This window comes from Nanhaiella sioensis (assembly GCF_046557775.1).
In the GTDB taxonomy this organism is placed as follows: domain Bacteria; phylum Bacillota; class Bacilli; order Bacillales; family SM2101; genus Nanhaiella; species Nanhaiella sioensis.
Map to the genome: position 1 here is coordinate 85,036 of NZ_JBKAEG010000001.1, position 25,190 is coordinate 110,225.

Annotated in this window: 20 protein-coding genes; 5 read left to right on the top strand and 15 right to left on the bottom strand. The window is 32.3% G+C overall.

The window, feature by feature from the left end; translation table 11 throughout:
• Nucleotides 1-598: 598 nt before the first annotated feature.
• The 10 genes from helD to tagD form a co-directional block, all read right to left on the bottom strand.
• The gene (helD, locus tag V1503_RS00425) at nt 599-2,953 is read right to left on the bottom strand and encodes an RNA polymerase recycling motor HelD (RefSeq protein WP_410623957.1); all 2,355 of its coding nucleotides are present in this window, start codon (nt 2,951-2,953) and stop codon (nt 599-601) included.
• A gap of 395 nt (nt 2,954-3,348) precedes the next feature.
• Entirely contained in the window at nt 3,349-4,170 is an 822-nt protein-coding gene (tagH, locus tag V1503_RS00430) for a teichoic acids export ABC transporter ATP-binding subunit TagH (protein WP_214482307.1), read from the bottom strand.
• Between the two features lie 211 nt (nt 4,171-4,381).
• Entirely contained in the window at nt 4,382-4,657 is a 276-nt protein-coding gene (locus V1503_RS00435; protein ID WP_320257316.1) for a hypothetical protein, read from the bottom strand.
• 503 nt (nt 4,658-5,160) lie between these two features.
• Nucleotides 5,161-7,182, bottom strand: a complete 2,022-nt coding sequence (locus V1503_RS00440; RefSeq protein ID WP_410623960.1) for a CDP-glycerol glycerophosphotransferase family protein — start codon at nt 7,180-7,182, stop codon at nt 5,161-5,163.
• 28 nt (nt 7,183-7,210) lie between these two features.
• Nucleotides 7,211-8,389: a CDP-glycerol glycerophosphotransferase family protein gene (locus tag V1503_RS00445; protein WP_410623962.1), complete on the bottom strand. Its 1,179-nt coding sequence runs from the start codon at nt 8,387-8,389 to the stop codon at nt 7,211-7,213.
• Between the two features lie 29 nt (nt 8,390-8,418).
• On the bottom strand, nt 8,419-9,444 hold the full coding sequence (locus tag V1503_RS00450; protein WP_320257319.1) for a ribitol-5-phosphate dehydrogenase: 1,026 nt from the start codon (nt 9,442-9,444) through the stop codon (nt 8,419-8,421).
• Nucleotides 9,437-10,153 (bottom strand): IspD/TarI family cytidylyltransferase, encoded by a 717-nt coding sequence (locus V1503_RS00455; RefSeq protein WP_410623964.1) that lies wholly within the window; start codon nt 10,151-10,153, stop codon nt 9,437-9,439. Before V1503_RS00455 ends, V1503_RS00450 begins: the two co-directional genes overlap by 8 nt.
• A gap of 240 nt (nt 10,154-10,393) precedes the next feature.
• Nucleotides 10,394-11,200, bottom strand: coding sequence for an ABC transporter permease (locus V1503_RS00460; protein WP_320257320.1), 807 nt, complete (start codon nt 11,198-11,200; stop codon nt 10,394-10,396).
• Between the two features lie 69 nt (nt 11,201-11,269).
• Nucleotides 11,270-12,442: a CDP-glycerol glycerophosphotransferase family protein gene (locus V1503_RS00465; RefSeq protein ID WP_410623967.1), complete on the bottom strand. Its 1,173-nt coding sequence runs from the start codon at nt 12,440-12,442 to the stop codon at nt 11,270-11,272.
• On the bottom strand, nt 12,442-12,837 hold the full coding sequence (gene tagD / locus V1503_RS00470) for a glycerol-3-phosphate cytidylyltransferase (protein ID WP_410623969.1): 396 nt from the start codon (nt 12,835-12,837) through the stop codon (nt 12,442-12,444). Before tagD ends, V1503_RS00465 begins: the two co-directional genes overlap by 1 nt.
• A gap of 742 nt (nt 12,838-13,579) precedes the next feature.
• Between tagD and V1503_RS00475 the strand changes: the two genes are divergently transcribed.
• Nucleotides 13,580-14,311 (top strand): WecB/TagA/CpsF family glycosyltransferase, encoded by a 732-nt coding sequence (locus tag V1503_RS00475; RefSeq protein WP_410623971.1) that lies wholly within the window; start codon nt 13,580-13,582, stop codon nt 14,309-14,311.
• A gap of 74 nt (nt 14,312-14,385) precedes the next feature.
• Here V1503_RS00475 and V1503_RS00480 read toward each other — a convergent pair whose 3' ends face one another.
• The 3 genes from V1503_RS00480 to V1503_RS00490 all read right to left on the bottom strand — a co-directional run bounded on the left by V1503_RS00480 (nt 14,386) and on the right by V1503_RS00490 (nt 18,145).
• Nucleotides 14,386-14,601: a DUF1272 domain-containing protein gene (locus tag V1503_RS00480; RefSeq protein ID WP_214482298.1), complete on the bottom strand. Its 216-nt coding sequence runs from the start codon at nt 14,599-14,601 to the stop codon at nt 14,386-14,388.
• 451 nt (nt 14,602-15,052) lie between these two features.
• Nucleotides 15,053-15,991: a S8 family peptidase gene (locus V1503_RS00485; protein ID WP_410623974.1), complete on the bottom strand. Its 939-nt coding sequence runs from the start codon at nt 15,989-15,991 to the stop codon at nt 15,053-15,055.
• A 720-nt stretch (nt 15,992-16,711) separates the two neighbouring features.
• A complete protein-coding gene (locus V1503_RS00490; protein WP_214482296.1) occupies nt 16,712-18,145 on the bottom strand; it encodes an alanine/glycine:cation symporter family protein in 1,434 nt (477 codons plus the stop codon).
• Between the two features lie 287 nt (nt 18,146-18,432).
• Between V1503_RS00490 and V1503_RS00495 the strand changes: the two genes are divergently transcribed.
• The 3 genes from V1503_RS00495 (at nt 18,433) to V1503_RS00505 (ending at nt 21,109) form a co-directional block, all read left to right on the top strand.
• Entirely contained in the window at nt 18,433-19,071 is a 639-nt protein-coding gene (locus V1503_RS00495; RefSeq protein WP_320257325.1) for a pyridoxamine 5'-phosphate oxidase family protein, read from the top strand.
• A 780-nt stretch (nt 19,072-19,851) separates the two neighbouring features.
• Nucleotides 19,852-20,292, top strand: a complete 441-nt coding sequence (locus tag V1503_RS00500) for an SRPBCC family protein (RefSeq protein WP_410623977.1) — start codon at nt 19,852-19,854, stop codon at nt 20,290-20,292.
• 373 nt (nt 20,293-20,665) lie between these two features.
• On the top strand, nt 20,666-21,109 hold the full coding sequence (locus V1503_RS00505; RefSeq protein WP_410623979.1) for a YtoQ family protein: 444 nt from the start codon (nt 20,666-20,668) through the stop codon (nt 21,107-21,109).
• Between the two features lie 128 nt (nt 21,110-21,237).
• Here the strand turns inward: V1503_RS00505 and V1503_RS00510 are convergent, their stop codons facing one another.
• Both V1503_RS00510 and V1503_RS00515 read right to left on the bottom strand, forming a co-directional pair.
• A complete protein-coding gene (locus V1503_RS00510; RefSeq protein ID WP_410623981.1) occupies nt 21,238-22,026 on the bottom strand; it encodes a GNAT family N-acetyltransferase in 789 nt (262 codons plus the stop codon).
• A gap of 465 nt (nt 22,027-22,491) precedes the next feature.
• Nucleotides 22,492-24,183 (bottom strand): phage head spike fiber domain-containing protein, encoded by a 1,692-nt coding sequence (locus tag V1503_RS00515; protein WP_410623983.1) that lies wholly within the window; start codon nt 24,181-24,183, stop codon nt 22,492-22,494.
• Between the two features lie 581 nt (nt 24,184-24,764).
• Here V1503_RS00515 and V1503_RS00520 point away from each other — a divergent pair.
• Nucleotides 24,765-24,938, top strand: coding sequence for a hypothetical protein (locus tag V1503_RS00520; RefSeq protein WP_214482290.1), 174 nt, complete (start codon nt 24,765-24,767; stop codon nt 24,936-24,938).
• The last annotated feature ends 252 nt before the right edge of the window (nt 24,939-25,190 follow it).

A 25,190-nucleotide genomic window follows, 5' to 3' on the forward strand; every position in this document is an offset into this window, starting at 1 on the left:
TAATATACATAAAAAGCTGTGCCAAAAGACACAGCTAAACGAATAAACGGATACTGTATGCTATGACCATTGTCCTTAACATTTCATCCAAAAAGCATACTTAAATAAGCTAGCTGAAAATTCATTTTCAGCTTAGGCTTTTTGAATGACCGTATGAAATTACGGATTAGTTAAGAACGACCCCTAACATAAACAGAACTCCTTTATTATTTGTAATTTAATCAAATAAATAATACATGTTGGTTAAAATAATGTCAAGTGTGTTTTTAAGCACAGGACTGATTATACTAACTGTTTGATGGAAAATAGGGATTTCTAGAAAGGCATCAAGAAATTTTTAAATACACGTGTTAGTATTGTAAAACAATAGTTGTGTGTCCACCTAATATTCTGTTTTACAGAATTTAAAACTGAAGAATACGGTTAAAACAAGGTAGTAGAAAAGATGCTACACATACTAATAATTTTCATTTTTTAATTATTAATACGAAAACAACAATAAATGTAATATACCCAAAGGAAAAGAATGATTATCTCCTATATTAAAGAAGACAACCACCCCTACTTAAAGTTAAAGTCATGACTATGAAGATATACTCTAATTGCTATGTTCAATTATATACTTGCTAGGTGAAATGCACGATAAAAACGGGCTCATCTCACCAATGAAAAAAATATGCAATTTGTGCATTGCACGAGTACATGCAGTATAAAATAGCATACGCTCATTTTCATCGACATAAATAGAACTAGAACCATTAAAAATAATTACAGCGTCAAATTCAACACCTTTCGCAAGGTAGGATGGAATGACAAGTACCCCACTTTCAAATGAACTAGTTGTTTTATTAATAAGGCGGAGAGTCAAATCATTTTTCAAACGATCGTATGCCTTCTTACTTTCATCAGCGGTTTTACAAATAACCGCTATCGTTTTATGATCTTCATGTTGAAGCTTGTGAATTCGTTGTTTCACTTTATCAATATGACTCGTGTCATTGTCGACCTTTGTCATGAAAGGTTTTTCACCCTCTCTGTTAAAGGCATCAATCGCTACATTTCCAACAAGGATCTCTTTCGTGAATTCTATAATTGGTCGAGTTGAACGATAACTACGTGTCAAGTCTATACACTCAGTTTGATTTTCTCCGATCATTTTCGTCAATAATGCAAATCCATCTTGAGAAGCTTGAGAATGAATTGTTTGATTCTTGTCACCAAGAATGGTCATTTTACTATTTGGAAATAAATATTTAATATAAGCAAATTGAAAAGGTGAATAATCTTGAGCTTCATCAATAAAAATGTGTTTTACAGCCATATTTTTTTTGAAGCCTTCAAGTTGTTCCTTTAAATATAAGTATGGTATTGTGTCTTCAAAAGCTAATTCGAATTTTTCAATACGTGCGACTGTTTGATCACACATTTCTTCCCACTGATACTGAATACTTTTTTCCGCTTTCGGCATATTCATAAATTGATTAGTTGTAAATAACTGCATATATATTTTACGGATATCAACAAAACGCAAATGTTCAACTGCAGCCATCAAAGGTTTAAGATGTTTTCTAACAACTATTGCTGCAAGTAGCTTTTGCTCGCGTCGGTAATCGTCAAATGTGTTATTAGACTTGTTGTTATCTCGTTGAAGTTTTCGGTACACCCGAGCATACACATCACGGTCTAATAATTCTATTTCATCTTCCACCCACGGCTTCTTACGTTCTGCTTTTTCAATTTTTTTCAGCTCTTTAAGCAACCATTCCACCATTAGCGTTAAACGGTTAGGAATCCGCATAGATGGATCAAACGAATAAAATTGTTCTTTTATTTGATCTGCTGAAATAACAACCTTATTTCTAAATGTTATATCTTTAAAAACCATGTCTCGTTTTTTCAGTTGATTAATATAATGATCTATTAGTATCATAAATTCCAAACTGGCTTTATATCGTATATTGTTCATCCTAACCGAATATATTGAATCTTTTGTAGCTGTCAATGTATATTCAAGCTGTTCATACTGATCTTCTAAGTCAAATTCTTCACCAAGTTGATGGTCTATATATTCTTGAAGAGTTGTTTGCTGCATATTATCCTCACCAAGCTCTGGTAGTACAGTGGAAACATAGCTGTTGAACATTGAATTAGGAGAAAACAGCAATATTTGCTCTGCTTGCAATGTTTCTCGATATCTATATAATAAAAAAGCTACACGTTGTAGAGCAGCTGATGTCTTTCCACTTCCTGCTGCACCTTGAACAATAAGTAAGCGACTGTTTTCATTACGAATGATTAAGTTCTGCTCTTTCTGGATCGTTGCGACAATACTTTTCATCTGAGAGTTAGATTGATTACCAAGCACTTCTTGCAATAGTTTATCACCTATCGTAACACCTGTGTCGAACATACTTACGATTTGGCTTTCATGTACAATAAATTGACGCTTTAGGTTCATCTCTCCTGAGATTACACCTTTAGGGGTTAAAAATTGAGCTTTTCCTAATGAATAGTCATAATATAAACTTGAAATTGGTGCCCTCCAATCATAAACGAGAAATTGTTCCGACTCTTCATCGTAATAAGAACGAATACCGATATAAATGTTTTCCATTTTACAATCTCCATCTTCAACAAAATCAACTCTTCCAAAATAGGGGGAATCTTTTAATTTATTTAAGGTTGTTATTTGTTGAAAGGCCTGTTTGTGGTTCCGTTCCCTTTCAGAAAGCATCTCCGCCTGTTGTTTAACACTAATAGCTGTTTCAGTAGCTTCGTTTGTATCATCTAAATTAACTGTCACATCATCCCAAAAATGCTTACGCATATTAATAATTTCAGCTTTAACACCACCTATATCTTTCTTAAGAGATCCAAGTTCTGCCGAGATTTTTTCGACTACAAAATCAACACGATGCTGTTCTCCTTGCCATTCCTTGTTAACTTTATTCATATAAGCACCTCTCAAATTAGATATTTTCCACTGAAAGCTTGACAGAAATCTAAATAAATGTTAATATTAAATTGGGTAATTGTAATTATATTTATTTTTTATTCTGATCAAATCTTATTCTAACACAACCTTATTTTCGAATCAATATAAATTTACATACAAAAAGGGGCATTTCTAAGTCAAAATAAGACATAGAAGTGCCCCTTAATTTGTTATAGAAAGTATCGATGTAATTTAATAAGATTTTTTTCAAAAACATCGATGCTTTTGTTACTAAAAATGCACAGCATAATGTATACTATGCTAGATGTATACGTGCTTTTATCCTAGAACGAAAGCATCAATCAGTGCGAAAACAACCTTATGTATCAGAAGTAAATATTATGGCTGTTAGGTTATCCAGTAGGTGATGTCTGCGCTTGGATTTGTTTTCCACTACGTTTTTCATTGAATTTATGTTTTAATTGCTCCTTTTCTTCCTTCGTCATCTTCTTATAATCTTTTATAAACTTTTCATATTGAGGTATAATCTCTTCTTTTAAACCATATGCTTTGATTTCACCTGCTTCTAACCAAAGAACCTTTTCACAGAAGTCTTTTATTTGACCCATTGAATGGCTAATAAAAAAGATGGTCTTTCCTTTTTCTTTAAAGCTATTCATTTTTTCTAAACATTTATCAGCAAATGTTTTATCACCTACTGATAGCGCCTCATCAATTACTAATATATCAGGATCTATTGACACTGAAATTGCAAATCCTAAACGAGACTTCATACCACTTGAATATTTTTTAACGGGTTGATCAATGAATTCCCCGAGTTCAGCAAATTCAATAATTTCAGGAGTTAACACTTTTATTTCTTGTTTCGAGAAGCCTAACATTAAACATTTCAGCTCAATGTTATCTCTCCCAGTTAATTCATTGTTTAAGCCAGATGCGATTGCTATAAGAGAGGCTTCACCGTTTATTTCAATACCTCCTGAAGATGGTGGTATTACCCCTGAAATCAAATTTGATAATGTCGATTTTCCTGAACCATTAATACCGACAATACCTATAGTATCTCCCTTTTCAGCTTTAAAGTTAATATCCTGCAACGCATAAAAATCCTTCCCATAGCCTTTAGGGAGGACGATATCTAACAGCTTATCTGAAGTTTTTTTATACATTTTATACTTTTTTGCAACATTGTTAAAAATAACAGTACTGTTCATATTTGCTCCTTCTATTAACCATAAAAATGAATATAGGCACTTTTACTATTCACAATTTTTATATCCATATTAACATAAATTTTTATGAATAGATATTCATTAACAACATACTCACCATCATGATTAATATTAGCTAGGTATCGTGCTGCAAACAGATCATAAAATAAACTGATCATACATCAGACCTTAAAGTAAATGAATTTTGTACATATTATAGTAAATGCGAACACCCTAAAGATGCTAATTCTTCCTCATATTTATCCTTAGGTAATCCCTTAAAATAATGACTAAGAGGATTAGATAAATTGTCACTTAGTTCTAAAATTTCTAATTCTTCGTAGTATAAAAATGCATCTAGCTTACCTTGAGCTCTCACCCATACACCAGCCTGATCTTTTTTTATTACATCATATTCTTTGCCAATCATGTCGTTAGGTGTAGCGATACCATTTTCATCAGTTATAGAATTTATAACTTTTATCCTCATTAATAGTCCCCCTTTTCCAACTTACGTCTTCATGAACAAATCAATTACTTTCTTATATCAGGCTATCGAACTGTAGGGAAACAGTATCATGAACGTTAGTTGTTTTTACATATTATTTCTTCTTACGAAAACAATAATTAGGGTAAGCACAAGCAATATAAATCTTCGTGGTGAATGCTACGCTGTACCTGAACGAAGTAATAATGAACAATTGGCATATATTAAGTTTTCCACACAGACAATATAAATATAAGTGTGATTATCGAACTATTTACTTTATTATACGGATTTGATTTGCGAAAAATACAGTAAGCTTTTAAAGATTTTGATAAATTTTTGTAAATACATCAAAAGCTCATATAAATTAAAAATGCCATTGCAAGATTGTTTTTGTTAGATATATAAACCTAAGCAAATACTCCTGCAATAGCATGAAATCAGTTATTTATGTTTCGTCCATTTTGCTTTCTGACAGCAAACCTTTGTAAATAAAACTCCTTAATTTATCCCTCTTCAATAACTTCTTCCTCAAGCCCTAAAATCAATTGGTCCACCACTCTTGTGCTAGACATCCCATCTATATCATCAAAGAAATACTCTACAAATGGTTTTATTTTATGCATTTCGAAATTTTCATTTATAATTGTCTCAATTAGTTCTTTTGTAGAGCGTACTAGTGGACCAGGAATAAATGATTGGTACTCAAAGTAAAAATCTCTTTTCTGCACATATTCTTCAACATCATAAGAAAAGAAAATCATAGGTTTATCAAGCAATGCGTACTCAAAACATACTGAAGAATAATCCGTTATTAACACATCTGTTATAAATAATAAATCATTGATCTCCCGATACGATGAAAAGTCATAGAAAAAATCACCATACTGATAAGGTATACTAAAGTCATTTTTTATAAAGGGGTGTAATTTAAACAGAAAAACATATTCATCACTTAATGATTCGTATAGCTTATGTAAATTCAATACTTCCATAGGATAATAAGCGGATTGTTGACCATTCCCTCTGAAGGTTGGTGCAAACATAATGACTTTTTTACCCTTTAAAAATGGATAATCATTGTATAATTGTTCTTTTACTTCCTCTTGATAAGACTTATCAAAAAACACATCTGTTCTAGGGATTCCTGTTGCTACAACGTTTTCCCTATCAATACCAAAACCCTCAGCATAATATTTCCCAATATGATCAGAACTTACAATTGCTTTAGTATAATTTCTATGATTTTTTGATTTTGGTGAAGGCCCACCAGGTAGACCTATCCGACTAAAACCAAATTTCTTGAAAGCACCCACTGCATGCCAAAGTTGAATGAGTTCAGCATTTTTACGAATTTTCAAAGGATAAACCATCGGGTAAAAGTCATCAAGTAAAATAACTTTCGATGTTGCCAAATGATAAGCTAACTCAACTATTTCTCCTATTGTCTTTTTATCAGTAATGCCTTCTTTAAATAAAAATCTGTATTTCCAATCAAATTCTCGACTTTGCATTTCTTCATAAACGAATTCGAAATTACCACTCATTTCAGTTCGACTATCTGATGTAAACAGCACTTTATTCTTCTGCATTGGTAACAATTTAAAAATGCTATACAGCCCTCTAAAACCAATTGTTTTTATGATTTTATATATTAAGCCATTGCTCTTATTTTTTTCTATAATCAGCCTAGAGGGGTCGATATCCATTAACTGTGTTGATCTTAATGTCAACGTCTTTTCATGTTCATCATAAGATGCTAAAAGATTATATCTCATTTCTTTTCTGTTAGAAAAATACTCCATTTTAGTTGTATAAAACTGATGATGTAAAAACCTTTCTATATTACCTAACGGATACATTCTACTGTACTTTTTACCATTATAATCTTGAATCTCTATTTCAATAAACATTTTATATAATGACGCAGGAAGAGGGTGTGCATTTTTAGAAATCGTCGCAAAATTTACCGTCCCAACAAAACCTGCCCATTTGTATACATCTACATCAATATTTTTTGATTTATCATCGTTAAATAATTCAACTAAAACATCTCTTAAAGGAATCGCTATTTTCTCCTTCTCTTCGTTAATTAAAATGAGACGTTTCTTTACTAAATCTTCATCACGCAAAGGAATATCCTGCAAATAATAATATCCCTTAATTTCCATAATTGCACCGTTCCAACTTAAATGTGATATGGTTCTCTTAGGTATAATCTCTTTTCCTGCATCTATCATACGTTTTGCAGATGGTAGCATATTTTCAGCATGATCAATATTTTTTACTAATAAATCTTCGGTATATGTTGTATTCTCATCATTAATATGTGTGTGTGAAGTTGCCGTAGGAAGATTTTTTCCCGCAGCAATCATCTCTTTTGCAGCACGTATTACCTCTTCATCATATTCATTGGTTTTGATAACCCCAACTTCTTCATTATAGTTTGTATTGTCATCATTTATCTTTAACTCATTAGGTGCTATTTTTTTATGTAAATTACTCTCTTTTAAGCCTGGTGAGTTCATTAAAGTAAACCCCCTTCTTTCTCTGTAATCATCCTGAGTGTGTATCAACCGAAAATATGAAATCAGTCACCCTTTTGGATACATGACCATCACTGGTTGGTAAAAAGCGTTGTCTAAACGTTGATATTAACTGATAATCAAATTCACCTTTTTTAATACAGTAAGCCAGTTCTTCGGAGTTATTGAAAAACGGACCAGGGATAAAATTTTTATAAGGATAATAGAAGTCTCGTTCTTTCCTATACTCTTCTAAATCGTTCGCATAAAATAAGATTGGACGTTGTAAAATACTATAATCAAATATAATAGAAGAATAATCAGTAATTAACATATCTGATAATAATAATAGCTCTTCAATACTATAATTCTTCTCAATTTGATAAATAAAACAAGAATGTTTTGGATTTATTGCTATTTTTTCCTGTACATAAGGATGCAGGTGCACGAGAACCGCATAGTCCTCTCCTAAAACTGAATGTAATGCATGGAAATCAATTAAATAGTCCAATGATTTCTGATGATAACCATTTCCACGAAAAGTAGGAGCATATAATATCAATTTTTTTCCTGATAGTTCTGGAAATTCACCGATAAATCTTTGATAAACTGGCCTATGCTTTGCATAATCAAAAAAATAATCTGTTCTTGGTATACCTATGGGGTATATTTTATTTGCAGACATATTAAATGCTTCAGCATAATATGGAATAACCTCTTCCGCACTAACTAATACTTTAGTATAATTGCCGTGTACTTTTATGTATTTTAAATATTCTTTAGATGGGCCATAACTCTTACTAGTTGTACTATGTCCAAAGGTCTTAAACGCACCTGCTGCATGCCATAGCTGAATAATATCCACACCTTGTCTAGGGCTTATAATATACACAGGAAAAAAATAATCATCTATTACAAAGTATTTTGAAGTAGCCAGATGATACATTACCTTAGTCATATGTACTAAATATGTCAACTTCCCTATTTTACTTGCTGAATTCCTTTTAAATAACAATACATAAGAGATTCCTTTGTTTCTAGCTAATAGCTCTTCATAAACAAATTTTAAATTTCCACTAATCTCCTCAGAACGACTAGATGCAAAGGTTATTTTATTGGGATTGATCGCATAAAGCAGTGCAAAAATTTGATGCAAACTACCCAAAAAAATTTTCACTAATAATGTTGGCAAAAGCTTCACATTTATCATTGAAATATCCTTCTTTGAATATTAGACATTTATATCTTCCATTCCAGTACAGTCTTGCCCCAAGATGTAGTTAAGTCTTTTTCAAAGGCATTGATAACATCTTTAATGGATCTAACTTCATTAACAGAGCCTACAAGTGTTTCTAAATAATCCACGATGTCAAGATTTGCTGCTAAAAAATCAACTGTATTCTTAAAGTCAATATAACCACTTCTACTGCTTCCAATGACTGTAATACCTTTTTCTAGAATCATCCTCGTATTAATTTCCACTGGATATTCAGAAACTCCTAAGATTGAAATGGAACCTTCAGGAATAATATAATCAATAATTTGGTTAATTGCATATTGACTACCAATTCCACCAACACATTCAAAGGCATGGTCGAACTGAACATCATCTGGTATGTCATTAATATTGTATACTTCATCTACAAATGAGAAGTTGTCTAACTTATATTGCGTTTTTCCAGCTACGATGACATGACAATCTCTATATTTTCTTTTTAATAGGAGTGCAGTAATATAACCTAAATTTCCATCTCCCCACACACCAAACCTTTTTCGACGAGTATGCGATAACCTCTCAAACCTTGACATGGCATGCATCGCAATTGTTATTAATTCAGTAAAAGCAGCAACAAATTCATTAATATTGTCAGGCAGAACTACAAAGCGATCTCTTTTCAGAAAAACATAATCCTGCATAAAACCGTCATAACCGCTTGACAAAAACCTGCTTGAACGTAGATAATTCTCAGCAATAATTTCATCCTCTTCAATAGGAGAGTTTGGAATCATAACAACCTTCGTCCCAGGACGATATTCACCATAAGGGTCGTACACGATCTCTCCCACTGCCTCATGAATTAATGCCATGGGTAGCTTTTTAGATAATGCAGCTTCCCCCCTAGTTCCAGTATAATACCGTTGATCTGCTTGGCAAATCGATAAAAATGTTGGACGAACGATTAAACGATCTGAATTAATTGAACTATCCTTATATGAAATTTCAAATTGCCTTGGAGATACCAATCTATATACTTGATTAATCATGCTCAATATTCTCCTGTAATATTGCATTAGCAACCTTCAGATCATATGGAGTCGTAATTTTTATATTAAAAACCTCACCTTTAACTATTTTTACATCTTCACCATACAGTGAACATATTTTGCAAGCATCTGTCAGCTGTTCTTTTTCTGCTCGTGTTAATTTATTGTAATAGCCAACAAGTGTTTTTATATGGAAGCTTTGCGGAGTTTGTCCTTGGTACATAATACTTCTATTTGGTATATCAGAAATTAAGTTTCCGTCTTCAGATTGAATAATTGTATCAATTGCTTCTATTACTGTATCAACAGCATTATAGTGTTTAACTTGTTCAATATTCTCTTTGATGATTCTATGTGTTAAAAATGGACGTACAGAATCATGTGTAACAATATAGTCATCATCAAAGATCCCAACCGTATCTTCGATATAACGAATGCCATTCATAATTGACTCGTTGCGATCTTGACCACCCTCTAAGACTATAACTCGATCATTATCACCAATGTACTTATTTATAATGTCCTTCGAATGATGAACCCACTCTCTAGGAGTCATGACTAATATCTTTTCAAAATCTGAATTTAAGATGAATTTTTCAAGTGTATGAATTAATATCGGCTTTTTGTTTAATGGTAGAAATTGTTTTGGCATATTCACATTACCCATGCGAGTTCCTTTTCCACCTGCAAGTATTTCTGCATAAATCATATACGAAACAACAACTCCTTTCATTTAAAATAGATCTTCGTCTAACGCTTTCAATCACTCTGTGAGCATTCATGCCCACGAAACTGACAAATGCTTATATCTAGGTTATAATTTCTTCTACTAATTTATAATAAATGCTTATAAAAGTAAATCTTTCCACTTACTTTAATTAATCAATATAACCAAATATTTCGAAACAAGTTCTATGCGTGAAACTGGCAATTATCATAAGGAGCACCTCTATAAAAAGTCCACGAAACGATCTCGAAATTTTACATGTAATACAGAACCGATTAATAATAGTATGAAAACAACCCCCCAAAAATATAAAGTGTAAGTTAAATTGTCGATAAAGTACCAGTTTAGTCCTAATAGAGACGATCGGTAACCTTCAACAATATAATAAAATGGGTTTAATTTCATAATTAGTTGAATAAACTCTGGTAATTTCTCTACTGTCCATAATATCGGGGTTAAATATAATAGAACTCTGACGACTGATTGAACAACCATTTGTACGTCACGAACAATCGTTGCTAGTGTGGCTGTTATTAAAGATATAGCAATTAAAATAGCTATCGTAGCAGCCATAAAATAAGGTAGCTGTAAAAAGTATACCGATATTGAATAATCGTAGAAAAACAATATCACCATAATAATGCCAGTAAGTATAAGATGAGAGTAGTACTTAGATGCGATAACAAATGTAGGTATGACACTCATCGGAAACTTCATTTTTGCTATGATCCTTACTCTTGAATAAATAGATCTCGAACCTTGTAAAATGGATTGAGAGATGAAAAACCAAACACTAATACCCGAAAGCATCCAAGGCAAGTAAGCGATGTCACCCACTCCTTTATCGCCTCGTATACCTAACCCAAAGACAAACCAAAAGACACTAATTTGAATCATTGGGTTTAAGACCTCCCACAGGATACCTAAGTAGTTATTATTATTGGTACTTTTTAATTCGTATATAGATAAACGTACAATTAAATAGAAATTGTTTATATGTTCATTAATAATCGTCAATACTGATTTCATGCTGTAATCCTTTCCATAAAGCTCATTTTAACTTTGTTCTTACATGAACAACCACGATTGTCGAATAAATTAGGTTATTTTGGTTAGTATGTACTGAACAAGTCTGTTTGATGAATTTCCTTTTGAGTGTTCATTCCATTGATGATAAAATCTTAATATCAACTCGTAATTAAATTGATGGGTTAAAATAATACCGATAATTTCATCAGTATCATTCGCTACAGGCCCAGGGACAGTAGTTTCGTAATCTTGAATAACACCCTGCTCCTGTTGGTAGATTGTTAAATCATAGGGGTAAAAAATCATTGGCTTTTGTAAAATTGCATATTCAAAAGGAATGGATGAGTAATCAGTAATTAAATAATCAGTGATCATCAATAACTCATTTGTACTTTTATAAGAAGATAAGTCAACAACGAAACCTTTGTATGTTTCCTCATAATCCACATTTACTTTAACCATTGGATGTAGCTTCAATATTAAAATATATTCCTCTTGCAGCTTTTCGTAAAGCTTGTCCAAATCCAGCTTAATATTGTAATTATTTAATTGACCATGCCGAAAAGTCGGAGCATATAATATAATCTTTTTATGTTTTAACAGAGGAAATCTAGAATAGAGTTTTTCTTTAATTTGACTTGTAAGTTGGTCATCATAAAAGAGATCTGTCCTTGGAATTCCAGTTGGGAGTATATGATTAGCTGGAATATGAAATGATTCCATAAATATTTGTGCCATTTCCTCTGAACCAACAACTACCCTGTGGAATTGCTTATACACTTGTCGAAACCTTCTTTGAGCATTGTTACTCCTTTTACGAACCGATTTGTCTTGTAAGCCAAAGGTTTTTAACGCTCCAGCGGCATGCCAAATTTGAATGCACTCAACATTGTTCTTAAATGTAATTGCCGATAAAAATGCAAAATAATTATCTATGATGATTATTTTGGATGTAGCCAAATGATAAATAGACAAAAGCCAATGAATTAAATTCTTTGATTCAAACGTATATATTTTTGCTTCTTGAAAAATATGTTGAAGGTCTGTTTTTGCTGACGTTTTACACAAAATGATAATGTCAATTGACATAGATTGTTTTATCAATTCTTTATATAAAAAATGAGCATTTTCTTCATACGAAATAACGAATGTAATTTTTTTCTTCAGCTTGAATTGTTTACATAAATTAAAGACCAGCTTAAATAGTAGTAAATAACTCGAAATTAATAATTCCTTACCCATTATTCAGTAAATAACTCCATATTTTTTTTTATCATAGTTGTAGAAATACTCTTTGTTCTTGGCAAATAAATAACATGACAATAATCCTCTAAATAGTCAAATTTCCCCTTCCAATCATCTCCCATAACAAAAATATCTACATTATGAGTAATGATATCATCAGCTTTCTGCTCCCAATTTTTTTCTGGAATTACTTTGTCAACGTAACGTATTGCTTCAATTACTTTTTTTCTATTTTCAAAATTATGATAGGATTGCTTATTTTTCATTTTATTAAACTCATCAGTTGATAAGCCAACAGTAAGGTTGTCGCCTAACTCGCTTGCTCTTTTCAGAAGGTTAACATGCCCCCAATGCAACAAATCAAACGTTCCATAGGTAATAATTTTTTTCATAACGTCTTACGTCCCTTCTTTTTAAAAGGCATAATATAGATGCTAGTATTGCAAATGAATGTATGAACAGGTTTCCACTAGCATAAAAAACTAATTATAAGATAAACATCGCTTGACAACAATACAAATATTATCAAGTGCTTATTGAAGTAGGCTCTTTTCGCAGGTAGCTGAGGCATCTTGTATACAGAGAAAAAGATGATAACTACAATTGTTAATATGCTTGTCTATTTTTTGGTATAAAAAATTAAAACCTTAAAAACAGCTTTTTAGTATCTAGGGCAATTCCTTTGTATAGAATAACAATTACACATCTAGACTCAATATCATAATTTTTAAATTTTGTTAAAACATGAATAATTATCCTCTCTCACCAATACTTACATTATTGTTTATGACATCTATTTTACCAAAGGTTGCTGTATATATTAATTATTTTCTACTGATTAGCGGGATTTCCAAAATAAATATACTCATAATACTAGTATATTTATCCGATATCCCCTTAACTATACAAACATATAGTTCATTCATATATGTAAAGAAATTAATAGCTTCACTCAATTCCAAATATTTTGATGAAAGCAAAAATATGACTTTCATGCCAATAACACTATATTTTTAGTTGAATTTATGCGAAAATAACATTCTAGTGTATCTATATTATAAATTTTTTTCTACCAGTTTTAAGGGATACAATTATTGGATAATTATTATGTAAATATATCGGGGGATATTAAAAATGGTTAACTTTGATGAGGTTATGGGATATGAATTTGTTAACAATCGAATGGAAAACTTCTTAAAAGAAGTTCACAATAGAATGCAAGTTTCTCAAAAAACCTTTATCGTTACAGCAAATCCTGAAATTATTACATATGCTAAATCAAATCCATCATACGATTTAACCCTAAAAAAAGCTACCTACATTATCCCGGATGGAGCAGGCATTGTAATTGCTTCCAAAATCTTAGGTAAACCTCTCAAAGAAAAATTAACGGGTATAGATTTTATGGAGAAGCTCTTAAATATTGCAAACGACCATCGTTACAAAATATATCTTTTAGGTGCAAAACCTGACGTTATTGGCCTAACTGCGAAAAACATTCAACAACGATACCCACATGTAGATATCGTTGGATTTCACCATGGTTATTTTGATGATAATGATGAGACGATCATCTCTCACATTAAGGAAACTGAGCCCGATATTGTGTTAGTAGGTCTCGGGTTTCCAAAACAGGAAAATTGGATTGCAAAAAGCATGCATAACTTTAATAAAGGGGTTTTCATCGGGCTCGGAGGAAGTTTTAATGTATGGGCTGGTGTAGTCAAAAGAGCACCAAAAATATGGAGGGATACTAATTTAGAATGGCTATATCGATTAATTAAAGAACCATCTAGGTTAAAAAGAATGATTGCCATTCCGAAATTTATGGTGCGAGTACTTAAAAAGAAATATCATCGAAGATAAAGTAAGATTGTTAGCGAATATTCCCTCGTATTAAACTTCATATTTTAAGATTTTTCTTTTTCTGCTACCCTTCATTATTTTGAGTTGTTCAACACATTCATAACAGTTCTTAATTTCCCATCTCTTTTCGGTCTACTGACAAGCTCACCTCCACAGTTCGGACAAATATTTTTGACTTCAGCGCTACATTGAGGACAAAATGTACATTCATAAGAGCAAATATAAGCATCAGCATCCTTCTTTAACGAAATATCACACCGCTGGCAAACTTTTTTCATTTTTAACCCCATCTTGCTTCATCCTCTCTTTTTCTTTTTACATTCAATTTCGCTGGGTTACATAGCTTGTTACTTTGCATACAATAAACATACTCACCTATCATAAAGTTTATGAGAAGCTTTATCGTACACTTTGTTGCTCTTTTTACTTAAATTTGAGAGAACTGATACCTACTATATGATTTTTATAGTCTTGAAAAATGATAAGATGCCGCGCACATTAAATGTATCCATTTTTAGTTTTCATTACGAAAAGCAACAATTAATGTGAATACAGCCTTTATTAAATAACTAATAAGGTCAGTCATCGAGCAAATATTTAGATTTTGCTATTTATCAAACTACAGTTGAAATTCATAATTTCTGCAACACCAAAAGCTCTACAAAAAGTCCCAACGAAATCATTGGTTGTTATTACTTGCAGTTGAACTTTGAAAAGCAAAACATAAGAATACAAAGTATCTTATTCAGTCAGTTGTTTATTTCCTAAATAAAGAAGCCCATTCCCTTCCGCATGTCTGCTATAGCCAATTGGTTGAGTATGCTCAATTAAAATATCATATAACTCGTTTTCACATATTTTTCTACCTAACTCTTTTTCTTTCTCATTTAACAACAAGGCTGCTGCACCAGAAACATGTGGTGTAGCCATCGATGTCCCAGACAGCCTAGCATATTTATTATTTGGATATGTTGACAAAACCTTAACTCCTGGTGCGACTAAATCAATTTCCTCATGTGTATTCGTAAAATCAGCCAGTCTTTTGTCAAAGTCGACAGCTCCGACCGACACGACTTCATCATAATAACCTGGGTAGCTTTTTTCTATTGTATCAACGTTTCCATCCCCCTCGTTCCCCGCTGCACATACGACTAAAATATCGTTATTGACTGCATTTTTTATTGCGGTATGTAGACTAGATACATTTTCTGGCCCTCCAAGAGACATGGATATAACACGAACTTTTTCACCATAGGGTCCACGCCAATTTATTGCATAATCCAATGCATCAATTAATCCCTTATAGCTACCAGATCCATCTTTGGATAATACCTTCAAAATCAATAGTTTTACTTCTGGTGCAACACCAACAACGCCATTATTGTTTAATGTAGCCGCTATTGTACCGGCTACATGCGTACCATGATATTGGTTATCATCAAAATTTGATACATCTCCACCATAATCGTTAGTAAAATTCCTTCCATCTATTATTCTATCTTTTAAATCAGGGTGTTCAATATCACATCCTGTGTCAAATACAGCAACAACAACATCATTTCCCATATATCCCTTTTCCCACATACTTGGTGCTTCTATTAATGCTACTCCTTGTGGTATTTCGGTTGTTTTGTCAACAATTTGGTCAACCTTATAAGGTATTAGTCGAATTTGACTCATTGAAAGTACCTCCTATCGATAATAGCACTTGCCTAGCTTTTTTTATTATGCCTCTTTTCGTAAATAGTGCTAGTTGTTATTGATACAGACTGTAAAAAGAGGTCTTATATGATTATCATCATATTATAGAAGAAAAAGATGCTACGAGTACTAGTTGTGTTCGTGTTTATTGATTAGGATGAAAAACAACAATATATACGAAAACAACCCTAATTATAAATGTAAGCCCCCATATTGAGATAAAAATGGACTGAAAGGAATTGTAACCATAGCTGGGATTTTTTTATTTATTGAATTTTCAGATAATTAAAACGAGAATTATTCTTATTTTATACAAATCATAAGTTGGATACACTTAACAATATACCATATTTACCTATTATTTGCTATTAAATAACTTCTAAGATTTACACATAAATGCTCTTTTTACAACGGAATTTAGGATGTGTAAAAATCTTAAGGTTGATACAATCAATTTGGCTAATGAAACTACCACCTTCATAGAAAGAAGTTTTAACATGGTGTAGGTGCTTTGCTTACTTTTTTCAGTGTATAACACATAGCAGCTATTTTCTAGTAGCTCACTAAAATGGTTTAAATTAAGCATATTGACTGCTCTCATTAAATAGCTAACAACAATTTGTATAATAGATAACTTTACACAAAAAAGAGACAGAATAAAATCCTGTCTCCGCTTTAATGTTTCGTTTTACTTAATTATCACACAGCTTTTTTCTTGTCAATTTTCTCTTCTTCTCCCCAACACTCAACATTCTGCAAACCATCTACGTTTGATACGTGGAATACTGGGTTTTTACCGACTTTGAGTTGAGAGACATAATCATCCAATGTTTTGAAAGCAATTTTGCCTAGAAATGCGATTGCAATTAAATTGGTTATAGCCATTAATGCCATTGATAAATCTGCTAAATCCCATACGATTTGTACACTTGCTAACGAGCCAAATAATACCATTCCTAACGCTGCAATGCGATATAAGAATAATACCGTATTATCTTTCTTAATAAACTCAATGTTCGTTTCACCATAGTAATAACTACCGATAATTGAACTAAATGCAAATAAGAAAATTGAAATCGCAATAAATACGCTTGCCCAAGGACCAACATGTGAAACTAACGATGCTTGCAGTAAGTTGATTCCCTCGAAAGTTCCTGTTTGATATTCATTTGATAATAAAATAATAAATGCTGTTGCACTACATACGAATAATGTGTCAACGAAAACACCTAATGTTTGAATAAGACCTTGTTTTGCAGGGTGAGAGACTGTAGCTGTTGCTGCTGCATTTGGAGCACTACCCATTCCAGCTTCATTAGAGAATAAGCCACGTTTAACCCCATAAGAAATAGCTGCACCAACTGTACCACCGAGAGCTTCATTGAAGCCGAATGCACTAGATATAATTAAACTAAATACTCCAGGTATTGCTTGGAAGTTTGTAACAATAATAAATAAGCCGATGAGAAGATAGAATACCGCCATAACTGGTACAACAACTTGAGACACTTTTGCTATGCGGTTTATGCCACCAAATATTACGAGTGCCGATACCCCAGTTATAATTAAACCCATTACGAGACGACTTGTGCCAAAGGCTGATTCAAATGCAACTGAAATCGTATTTGACTGTACTGAGTTAAAAATCAACCCAAAGCTAATCGTAATGAATATCGCAAAGATAATCCCTAACCAACGTGCATTTAAAGCTTTTTCAATATAATAAGCAGGCCCGCCTCTGAAACCATTTTTATCCTTAACTTTGTATATTTGTGCTAACGTGCTTTCGATAAAGCTTGTTGCACCACCTACTAAAGCAACGATCCACATCCAAAAAACTGCACCAGGGCCCCCAAGTCCTATGGCAATGGCCACACCGGCTAAGTTACCCGTTCCAATTCTTGTTGCCGCACCGATACAAAACGATTGAAAGGATGAAATCCCTTTTTTACCGTCTGCTGAGACCGTAGCTTTATCTGTCAACAGTCTAAACATTTCACCTAAAAGTCTAAATTGTACAAACTTCGTTCTAAAAGAAAAATATACACCTAAACCGATTAATAAACCTATTAAAATATAAGACCAAAGATAATTATTTAGTTCGGTAACAATGGTATTGAATAACTGTCCCACTTATTTTCCTCCTCTTGATGCATCACTTCTCCGCTGTTATGTACTAAATTATAAACAACGAAATAGAATATTGCAATAATTTTTTTAATATATCAAAAAATTATATTTATTAAAGTGATTTCTTATATTTATTATTTTTACAGTACTTTCATAAGTAAACACCTACATAAATAGTGTATAAGCGTTGTATAAAGAAGCTACAAATCTATTAATCAAAACAATATTTCCTAATTTTACAATTATCTTTAATATAGTAAAATTAGTTTACAAAGGAAGGTGTTTGTATTATGACAATATTAAAAAACTTTAAAGATACCATTACTACTGAAGAGGAATTACGTACAATCATTGGAGAACCTAAACAAATGATTAATGATAAGGTCATATCTTTTGTTGATGAAAATTGTAAAAAGTTCATTTCACTATCCCCTTTTGTATTAATAGGAACTGCAAACGCTGATGGCTCCTGTGACGTGTCTCCCCGTGGTGACGGTGCTGGATTTGTTCAAGTTATTAATAATAAAACACTCCTTATTCCTGAACGTAGAGGAAATAAGAAGATAGATTCATTACGTAACATTCTTTCAAACAATCAAATTGGTCTTCTCTTTATTATTCCTGGTTTAGGAGAAACTCTTCGTGTGAACGGTAAAGCTGTTATTGTTAAAGATCAAGTTTTGCTAGAAAAGATGGAAGTGAATGGTGTAATACCAAGTTTAGGTATTGGTGTTGAGGTTGAGGAACTATACATACATTGTGCTAAAGCTATGATACGTTCGAAAATATGGGACCATCAATCTTACCCTATGAAAGATGCATTACCATCAGCAGCTAAAATACTTGCAGGTCATTTACAGCTACCAAAAGATGCAGTTGATGATTTACAAAGTAACCTTGATGAAGCTTATGCGAAACGGCTATATTAACTCTATTTCATACATAAAACTAAAACTTAAAACAAGCTATTACCGTGAGTGAGTTTTGGAGAATACAATGCTCACTCACTATGTTGAATACCGTAAACAGCTTCTTCTCTGTCTTGCCTAGTCAAAAATTTTCCTTGTTTCTGAAACAGCAATACTTTTTACTACTTTTACCTTTTTACGAAGGTTGGTAACTTCCGAGCAATAAACCCTAACATGTTCTTAAATTTATTTTTGCAATGGCTGCTCTAGCTTTTCTTCTAGTAGCTTGCTTAAACGACATACTCATACAACTTTCTACCATTTATTAGACTTTACCCTCTTGATTGTAATGAAAGAAACCAAAACTATGCCCCTATAGCTACAAAGGAAGATATACTATTCATCATGATTATACGATTAATATGGACGCCTACAATTGATTAGTTGTTCATATGTTATGCTATTCCCCCACCCGATTGAATAACTACATCTATATTACTCATGATCTCATTCGATTTATTTATCATTTTCATTCTGAATTTTTTACTTATTCACTACAAACAATTGCTGCTTCTGAAATTGTGATATATTAGAATTAAACAAGCTATTTGTTGCATGGCATAATTTTTATAGGTTACTATGGTATATATGTTGAGCATAACATTCATTATGAAGTAGAGTTACTTCTAAAAGATGAGAACAAACTTACAGACTTTTTTATATTTGTAGCAAAATTGAGGTTTGTATGAAAAACACTAATCAACGTGAAAAGAGCAAATAATTGTATAGGAGGAAGCGTTGTTGATTGCATTTACAGATCAAATTGTAGTGAGTAAATCCATTGAAGAAACGTTTGATTATGCATCTAATATGGAAAATTCACCTAAAATATTAGCAAATGTAGTTGAAGTAACAAAAATGACTGATGGACCAATTGGTCAGCATACTAAGTTTAAGGAAGTTAGAGAAATTCGAGGAAAAAAGGCAGAGGCTATCATAGAATACATATCTTTTTCAAAGAATAAATCTTACTCTGCTAGAAGTGCCCTACAAGGTCTTGAAACCATCTATCATTATGAATTCTCAGAAACTGAAGGTGGTACTAGAATAGACTTTTCCTGTGAAGTTAACACGAAAGGCTTAAAAATGCGAATTATACGCCCTTTCTTTATAAAAATTTTAAAAAAAGAAGACCGTCAACATTTAACAAAATTAAAAGATGCTCTTGAAGCTAATTCTTAATAAAAACCAAGACAAGCAAAACGCTGTAATGGAGCTTTTTAATGGAAAAACTGCCAAGACTATTTAATGCGCAGTAAAATCATTATGTAAAATAGCTTAATTACATCACAATAACAATGTAAGCACTAAATTATTAACAGTTATTACATGCAATAAGCTGTGAATGAATATTCTTTTATAAAAGCTTGTTTGCGAAAGATTGTTGTTGTTTGTACTAAACATGTATACAACTAGTACTCGTAGCATCTTTTTTTCAATTGATCGATGACTTTTACGTAAAATGACATCTTTATCTTCTAGTATAAAAACGATAACAACAAAGTTTACAAAAAAAGTCCTTATAAAAATTAAAATGATCAACGGAGGTATTTATATGGAATTAACTGTTTATCTTGCAGGAGAAATTCATAGTAATTGGAGAGATGAAATTAAGGAAAAAGCAAAAGCTTTACAGCTTCCATTAACATTTGTTGGCCCAATGGAGAATCATGACCGCTCTGACAATATAGGAGAGGACATTTTAGGTGAACAGCCAAATGCGATTTTTAAAGATGATGCTGCCTCTGATTTTAACAATTTCAGAACACAAGTGTTAATGAATAAAGCTGACATTGTCATTGCACTATTTGGAGAAAAATATAGACAATGGAATACAGCAATGGATGCAAGTGCGGCAATCACTTTACATAAACCACTTATTCTTATACGCCCTTCATCATTTCACCACCCTTTAAAAGAGCTATCTAATAAAGCTAATGTAACTGTTGAAACTGTTAATGAAGCTCTAAAAACACTTTCTTATGTTTTTGAATCATAGAATGAGTTTCAAGCGTATTTCTACACCATTTGCACTATAACATAAAACTGATTTTGAAATAGACCCAAAGATCGAAAGGGTCTATTTCCTTTAGTAGGTCCAAGCGATGTTGTTATTTACCTTTTAGGTCAAATGCTATTATGGTGAAAAGCGTATACAGGGTATGAACAGTTTCTTTCAAATCCTAACTTTGTTGCTAATTTATGTGACGCAATATTATCGTGAGTAGTTTCCCATAACGGAATAAAGTTTCTTGCCAATCCATACTCAATTAATTTTGCTCCTGCAACGGTCGCATAACCTTTTCCTTGCTCGTTTTTATCAAAAGTTTCAACACTTATAAAATATGATTCATTATGAACGAAACCATTATTTTTACATACGGCAATGATTTTATTATTCTTTATAATTTTTGATCCAAAACGTGTCTCATTTATTAATTCACAGTCCTCTTCTTTACAGCTAGATGTTACAATAGGAAATTGGTCAATTTGACAATCAACCTGCGATTCTATTTGCCTCGTATCAAGCTCTCTAAACTTACCAATATTTAATGTATAAAGAGATTCCCAATGCTTTTTCACATCGAGATTAGATAAATTTGCGCTAAACTCTTTCTCCCACTCTTGATTTTCACTTTTATAAATTTCAAAAATGCTTTTTCCCTCTATTTTAAGAAACTGCCAAAGCGAATCAATTATGCTTCCATAAGTATGATTTTTAGGAATGTCCCCCTCACAATATAGCCATCTTCCAAGAGCCCAAACAATTGCAAAATTCGGTTGGATAACTGAATCAACGAATATCTTACCAGGGTAATTTCCGTAGATAACAGAAAGTGCTGGAATATATTGTTTATGACCTCGAAAGAAATGCTCGACTATTTCATACTGATTCTTGTGTAATTGTTCTAACATCATTTTCCTCCATTTGACTGCTATGAATTTCAAAAGGTTTTATGGATAGTATGTCACATTTCGAAAGAAAGAACTAGTTGACAGTTTAATAAAGTTCGAGTCTCTATACCAAACTGAAAAATAATGGCTAACTATCGTATTCATTACTGTCTTGCTTAAACGGTATATTTAATAGCTACAAACTACTGACAAAATTTAGAGCTAACATCCACCATTATGAATATAAAAAACCATGTATACAAGGGCTACTAGGATGCCAACACACTTTATATTTTTTTTTGATCTCAAAGTCACATTCGCTAGCTATAAAGTAAAACTGTTTCTAACAGTGTATACAATTTGATCATGATCAATATTCTTATGTATTTTAATTAGTTACTCTATTTATAGTTTTCAACCAAGTCTTTTAACGAAACATAAAAAAACTGTTGTGACTTCACAACAGTTTCTTCAATACATTGTTATTCAGTTTCCTTCAGTCACCACTACATCTTTTACATAAATAGAACCAGCTTGACCTGTTTGAAAGCCTGCAGGATATATAGTTGCTCTTAGCCAATCAGCATCATCATCAAATGTTTGGGTGATAGTTACCCGTTGCCATTGACCTGATGCCACATTTACCGTTTTGACTTGATCATTATTTCCATTATTCCCACTATAACCTTTAGCTCTTAAACGAATACTTAACGCTTGTTCCACGTCACTTTTCACGAGCATACTATAAGTGTATGTATGGCCGTTCGGATTTAAATTAATTGTATTGTTAACATACCCGCCATTACTTGTGGCTGTCAGTTTTAACATTGCCTCTCCATTATCAGTGCCGTGCTCTACAACACTGTTAGTCGTGTCAAACACCTGGCTCCCCCACATGTAAATAGTACCTGTTTCACCCGATTGGTAACCCGCTGGATAGATAGTTGCTCTTAACCATTCTGCTTCTATATCAAAAGCTTGGGTAACTTCAACACGTTGCCATTCATTAGCTTGAAGATTTACAGTTTGAACACTATCATTATCTCCGTTACCTCCATTTAAATTACCCTGACTTCTCAAGCGCACACTCACTTGTTGGTCTTGTTCAGACATTAGCCAAACGCTAAAAGTATACGTGCGGTTGTTTGGATTAAGCTGAATTGTGTTATTTACATAACCATTCTCGTCCTTTGCAACTAGTTTTGCAACACCGTCACCATTCAGATATTTCACGTTTTCATCAAATTCAAACGATGTATTATTTCCTTTATTCCATGAATGAGGACTAAATGTATTTAGAGGCTGTTCCCATAGATTATTTACACTGTATTCAAACATAGCAGACACAGGCTTATGGTCTGATAGACCTTTCCCGTTGCTATCTAAAAAATCATCATGAGGAACATCATAATCAGTTACGTTAAGTGTAAGACCGTCACTGCCTCGAAACAAAATTTTATCAATACGTCCACCGGATTCACCAATATCAGGTATTTCACCATTATTTTTTATTTCCGCCCAAGCATCTGAAAAATTAGCATCAACAAATTGCCTTACTCCATCTGAATCTTTCCAATGGCTGTTAAAGTCACCCGTGACAATGACAGCATGATCTTCTGACCATTGTTCAATTTTTGACAATAATTGCTGAAAATTTTTCTTCCTGACAGTATAATCATCATTACTACCACCAGCATCTGCATGAACATTATACATGTCTATAAATACGCCTTCTGCAACTTCATGCCTAGCAAATGAAAATCCTTTAGGCGTTAAACAGTCAGAACCGTCCCCAAACACACCATGACAGTCATTCCAATCTTCACGTTTAAATTTAGTAAATGGGTAAATTGACATTCGATTTAAACCATCTCCAAATCCCATAATCCCTGAATGTGAAGACAGGTATTCATGTTCGACTGCTGAAATCAAATCACTATGATAATTAAAATCCTCTTGAACTAATACAACATCATAATCATTTAATTTAGGACTGATTTTCTCTGTGTTATTTGCGGGATTAGAAGATGATACAGGATCCCATAATCCAGCAACGTTATAAGTTAACAGCGAAAAACTACCTGTGTTATTACTAGCTCCTACAACTATATTCTTTTGACCAAAAAATGATAAACTAATGAGCATTGATAAGAAAAGAATAGTTAATAGCTTTTTCATACAAAATCACCCTTTTAATAGTTTAGTAGGCGTGTTAAGAAAATGAGATAAAGTACCGCATAAACACTTTCATTCGCTAATTCCTATTATATTTTGATAAAAAATATTAATTCTCGAGAATTAACTACATCCTACCATTATGTACATATATATGGAAAATTCTGAAATCGGTATATTTCCGCTAAAATCCATAGAAATATTCGCTTTTTCTTCATAATACTTAATATTTCGAATATTTAAATAAATATATTAATAGTACATAAATTCTTTCATTGTAAAGGTTAACTACTTTTCAAGATCTACTTTAATGAATATATGACGAATAAGTTTTTTCTTCAAATCTATGTTTATCGTTTCTAAAAAACGAGTCTTATTTTTTTCGTATTATCTTTTTTCCAAATATGTTTTATGGATTTTGTTTTTTTATAAAGGTGCTAGGTGGTTAAATCATTGACTACAACTCGCACAAAGTAACAGTAGCAACAGAAGTATATGAACAGAGTATTTGGTAACAATAACATTCAAATATAAGTAGTAATTGCTATTATTAACTAATTCTTAAGAGGATAAGGAGCAAAAAGATGTCGGTGACTTATGTCATGCTTGCTGTTGTTTGGATATTAGGTTCATTGTTTGTTCTAGTAGATGCATCCTATAAGAGAGGGCAAAATCTAGGCTGTTTATGGTCATTAGTAGCACTCACGTTAGGTCCGATTGCAGTCATTGGATATATTTTGGTTAGAAACACCGAATAACTTTGTAACAGTGTGCTAAATAAAAACAATATTAAGTACATTATATTTACCTTGAGCATTAGATAGTGGCTAGTCAAGTTAGCTAGTTCATTCGTTCGTATTTCTATTAAACTACTAAAAAAGATACATTATAGAAGGATGGTTTAAAAGAAAGGTTTTATATAAACTTTATTGCTATTTATCCTAAGTTCGATCACTAAATATTATCAATAATGGCTAATATGCTACAAACATTAGATGTATACGAGCTTA

What these genes read in the sequence shown, in the direction of transcription:
- V1503_RS00450 (WP_320257319.1), bottom strand. Translation starts at nt 9,444, where the DNA reads ATGATTAATCAAGTATATAGATTGGTATCTCCAAGGCAATTTGAAATT.
- V1503_RS00515 (WP_410623983.1), bottom strand. Translation starts at nt 24,183, where the DNA reads ATGAAAAAGCTATTAACTATTCTTTTCTTATCAATGCTCATTAGTTTA.
- V1503_RS00505 (WP_410623979.1), top strand. Translation starts at nt 20,666, where the DNA reads ATGGAATTAACTGTTTATCTTGCAGGAGAAATTCATAGTAATTGGAGA.
- helD (WP_410623957.1), bottom strand. Translation starts at nt 2,953, where the DNA reads ATGAATAAAGTTAACAAGGAATGGCAAGGAGAACAGCATCGTGTTGAT.
- V1503_RS00485 (WP_410623974.1), bottom strand. Translation starts at nt 15,991, where the DNA reads ATGAGTCAAATTCGACTAATACCTTATAAGGTTGACCAAATTGTTGAC.
- V1503_RS00465 (WP_410623967.1), bottom strand. Translation starts at nt 12,442, where the DNA reads ATGGGTAAGGAATTATTAATTTCGAGTTATTTACTACTATTTAAGCTG.
- V1503_RS00435 (WP_320257316.1), bottom strand. Translation starts at nt 4,657, where the DNA reads ATGAGGATAAAAGTTATAAATTCTATAACTGATGAAAATGGTATCGCT.
- V1503_RS00460 (WP_320257320.1), bottom strand. Translation starts at nt 11,200, where the DNA reads ATGAAATCAGTATTGACGATTATTAATGAACATATAAACAATTTCTAT.
- tagH (WP_214482307.1), bottom strand. Translation starts at nt 4,170, where the DNA reads ATGAACAGTACTGTTATTTTTAACAATGTTGCAAAAAAGTATAAAATG.
- V1503_RS00445 (WP_410623962.1), bottom strand. Translation starts at nt 8,389, where the DNA reads ATGATAAATGTGAAGCTTTTGCCAACATTATTAGTGAAAATTTTTTTG.
- tagD (WP_410623969.1), bottom strand. Translation starts at nt 12,837, where the DNA reads ATGAAAAAAATTATTACCTATGGAACGTTTGATTTGTTGCATTGGGGG.
- V1503_RS00480 (WP_214482298.1), bottom strand. Translation starts at nt 14,601, where the DNA reads ATGGGGTTAAAAATGAAAAAAGTTTGCCAGCGGTGTGATATTTCGTTA.
- V1503_RS00475 (WP_410623971.1), top strand. Translation starts at nt 13,580, where the DNA reads ATGGTTAACTTTGATGAGGTTATGGGATATGAATTTGTTAACAATCGA.
- V1503_RS00520 (WP_214482290.1), top strand. Translation starts at nt 24,765, where the DNA reads ATGTCGGTGACTTATGTCATGCTTGCTGTTGTTTGGATATTAGGTTCA.
- V1503_RS00455 (WP_410623964.1), bottom strand. Translation starts at nt 10,153, where the DNA reads ATGATTTATGCAGAAATACTTGCAGGTGGAAAAGGAACTCGCATGGGT.
- V1503_RS00495 (WP_320257325.1), top strand. Translation starts at nt 18,433, where the DNA reads ATGACAATATTAAAAAACTTTAAAGATACCATTACTACTGAAGAGGAA.
- V1503_RS00440 (WP_410623960.1), bottom strand. Translation starts at nt 7,182, where the DNA reads ATGAACTCACCAGGCTTAAAAGAGAGTAATTTACATAAAAAAATAGCA.
- V1503_RS00510 (WP_410623981.1), bottom strand. Translation starts at nt 22,026, where the DNA reads ATGTTAGAACAATTACACAAGAATCAGTATGAAATAGTCGAGCATTTC.